This is a genomic window from Bradyrhizobium sp. SHOUNA76 (assembly GCF_023006445.1).
Taxonomy (GTDB): domain Bacteria; phylum Pseudomonadota; class Alphaproteobacteria; order Rhizobiales; family Xanthobacteraceae; genus Bradyrhizobium.
The window spans coordinates 1-3051 of sequence record NZ_JALBHA010000636.1; the positions used below are offsets into that span (position 1 = coordinate 1).

Consider the following 3051-nt stretch of genomic DNA (forward strand, 5'->3'; position numbering starts at 1 on the left):
GTCGATGCGGTGATCGCACCGGCCTCGCCGGTGCCGGCGCCGACGATCGAGGAGAGCGATGTCGGCGGCGGCCCCAATGCGCCGGCCATGGTGCAGCGCCTGACCCTGTTCACCCGCCCGGTGAACTATCTCGGCCTGCCGTCGCTCACCGTACCGTCCGGCTTCACCAAAAGCGGCCTTCCTGTGGGCATGCAGCTGATCGGCCGCTCCTTCGATGAAGCGACCCTGCTCACCATCGGCGCCGCCTTCCAGCGCGTCACCGACTATCACGATCGATTGCCGAAACTGCCGTCATGACAAATCTCGTCGAGATCTCAGGCCTCAACATCCGCTTCACCGGCGAGCGCACGGTCTATGCCGTGAACGATCTCAGCCTCTCGCTCGGAACCAGCGAGGTGCTGGGCCTGCTCGGCGAATCCGGCTCTGGCAAGAGCGTGACCTTGCGTGCGCTGATGCGGCTGCTGCCGAAGAAGCGCACGCAGATTTCGGGCACGGTCAACGTGATGGGTCGCGACGTGCTCGCCATGAACGACGAGGAGCTGTCGTCGTTCCGCGGCCAGACCGTCTCGATGATCTTCCAGGAGCCGGCACTGGCGCTGGACCCGGTCTACACCATCGGCGCGCAGATCGCCGAAAGTGTCGTGCGCCACGAAGGCAAGAGTTACGCGGAGGGCAGGGCGCGGGCGCTGGAAATGCTCGAGGTCGTGCGTATCCCCTCCGCCAAGCGGCGGCTGGAGGCTTATCCGCACGAGATGTCCGGCGGCATGCGGCAGCGCGCCATGATTGCGCTGGCGCTGGCCTGCCGTCCAAAAATCCTGCTGGCGGACGAGCCGACCACGGCGCTCGACGCCACCGTGCAGATCCAGATCCTCTTGTTGCTGCGCGAGCTGCAGCGCGAGTTCGGCATGTCCGTCATCTTCGTCACCCACGACATCGGCGTCGCGATCGAGATCTGCGACCGCGTCGCGGTGATGTATGCCGGCCAGATCGTGGAGCAGGGGACCTTGCGCGACATCGTCCGCTCGCCCGTGCACCCCTATGCCAAGGGCCTGCTCGCTTCGACCATCCACGGCGCCAAGCGGGGGCAGCGCCTCGAAACCATCCCCGGCACGCCGCCCTCGCTGGGCGAAAAGCCCCACAACTGCTCCTTCGCCCCCCGTTGTTCGGCGGCCCAGCCTCGTTGCCTGGAGCAATTGCCTGCGAATGTGGAGGTCGGGCCGGGCCGGGCGGCGCGATGTGTGCTGGCGGAGCAGGCGGCCGCAGTGCCGTAACACTCACTTCGAAATTTTTCTGCGACAACACCGACTTGGCTACTGTGCATGGGGTTGTTTTCGGCTTTTTCTCTTCCCAGCCGCAACCAGCCGCCGGGGAACAGCATTCACGCCCCATTCATCCCGGTTCCCGTTCCATGGCTCCGTTCACGGAGAGGGACCTCACTTATGTACATTTCCAACGAAGGCCTGCTTGTCATCCTGTTCGTCGGCCTGGTGGCCGGTTGGCTCGCCGGCAAGGTTGTGCGCGGGACCGGGTTCGGCATCATCGGCGACATCGTGGTCGGCATCGCCGGCGCGCTGGTGGCGAGCTTCCTGTTTCCGAAACTTGGCATTCGTCTCGGCACGGGCCTGGTGTCGGAGATCATCTATTCCGCCATCGGCGCGGTCATCCTGCTGCTGGTGGTGCGGCTGGTGCGTGGCGGGGGCCGGTTCTAGCGCGCTCCGCGGATCGGAACTTTCGGGCTCTGCTTTTCCGGGAAGAGCCTGAAAGCCCGCAAGAAAAAGCCGCAAGCCTGTGAAATTCCGGACTTGCGCGCGAGGCCATCAGGGGTAGATGTGGCTTATGGAGGCCTGGATTAGGTCGACTGCGTTGGACGGGCGGAAAACGCGATGTTAATCCGGGTCAAGTACTTCTGATTTCGCCTTTGAAATCAGGGGCTTTGCCTCTCACCGGAAAGAGACCAGACCGATGGCAGCCATCCCTGGCGTCCGCCGTTCAGAGCTCGGTGACGCCTTGCGCGCTTGTCGCACGGCGTTCGTCGGCGTCGGCTTGATGAGCTGCATGATCAACCTGCTCTACCTGACCGGGTCGATCTTCATGCTGGAGGTCTACGACCGGGTGCTGCCGAGCCGCAGCATTCCCACCCTTGTCGGCCTCATCATCCTCGCCTGCTTCCTCTACATGGCGCAGGGCGTGCTCGACATGATCCGCAACCGGATCCTGGGGCGGGTCGGCACCGCCCTGGACGAAGCCCTCAACAAGCGCGTGTTCGATACCATCGTGCGCCTGCCGCTCCTGGTGGGCAGCCGCAACGAAGGTCTCCAGCCGCTGCGTGATCTCGACAATGTCCGCTCGTTCCTCGGCGGCATGGGCCCGAGCGCATTCTTCGACCTGCCCTGGCTGCCGCTCTATCTGGCCATCTGCTTCGCCTTCCACGTCATGATCGGCATCACCGCGCTGATCGGCGCCATCATCCTGGTCGGCCTGACGCTGGTCACCGAGTTCATGTCCCGCCAGCCGGCGCGCGAGGCGATGGGCCTTGCCGCCCAGCGCAACGATCTCGCCCAGGCCAGCCGCCGCAACGCCGAAGTCATGGTGTCGATGGGCATGGCCGGCCGGATGAACGCGCGCTGGAGCGAGGCCAACGAAAAATATCTCGCCGGCAATCAGCGTGCGAGCGACGTTGCCGGCGGCCTCGGTGCGGTCGCAAAGGTGCTGCGCATGATGCTGCAATCGGCCGTGCTCGCGGTCGGCGCCTATCTGGTCATCCACCAGGAGGCGACTGCCGGCATTATCATTGCCGGCTCGATCCTCTCCGCCCGCGCGCTTGCACCGGTCGATCTCGCCATTGCGCACTGGAAATCCTTTGTCGCGGCACGCCAGAGCTGGCATCGCCTCACGCGCCTGTTGGAGCAGATGCCGGCGCAGGCGATGCCGACCCAGTTGCAGGCGCCCACCAGCCGGCTTTCGGTGGAAGGCGTCGCCATGGTGCCGCCCGGCGACCAGCGCCTCATCGTGCAGGACATCACCTTCACGCTCGCCGCGGGCAACGGCCTC

4 protein-coding genes are annotated in these 3051 nt (G+C 65.2%); all 4 read left to right on the forward strand.

Features of this window, described 5'->3' with window-relative positions:
• On the forward strand, positions 1 to 297 hold a 297-nt coding region (locus MOV74_RS34825; protein WP_246931564.1), incomplete at its 5' end, for an amidase family protein.
• On the forward strand, positions 294 to 1271 hold the full coding sequence (locus MOV74_RS34830) for an ABC transporter ATP-binding protein (protein WP_246931566.1): 978 nt from the start codon (positions 294 to 296) through the stop codon (positions 1269 to 1271). The genes MOV74_RS34825 and MOV74_RS34830, both read left to right, overlap by 4 nt.
• Positions 1272 to 1439: 168 nt before the next feature.
• Positions 1440 to 1709 carry a GlsB/YeaQ/YmgE family stress response membrane protein gene (locus tag MOV74_RS34835; protein WP_246931568.1) on the forward strand — a complete coding sequence of 90 codons (270 nt, stop codon included), beginning with the start codon at positions 1440 to 1442 and terminating at the stop codon, positions 1707 to 1709.
• Between the two features lie 253 nt (positions 1710 to 1962).
• A partial coding sequence (locus MOV74_RS34840) for a type I secretion system permease/ATPase (RefSeq protein WP_246931578.1) occupies positions 1963 to 3051 on the forward strand: 1089 nt, incomplete at its 3' end.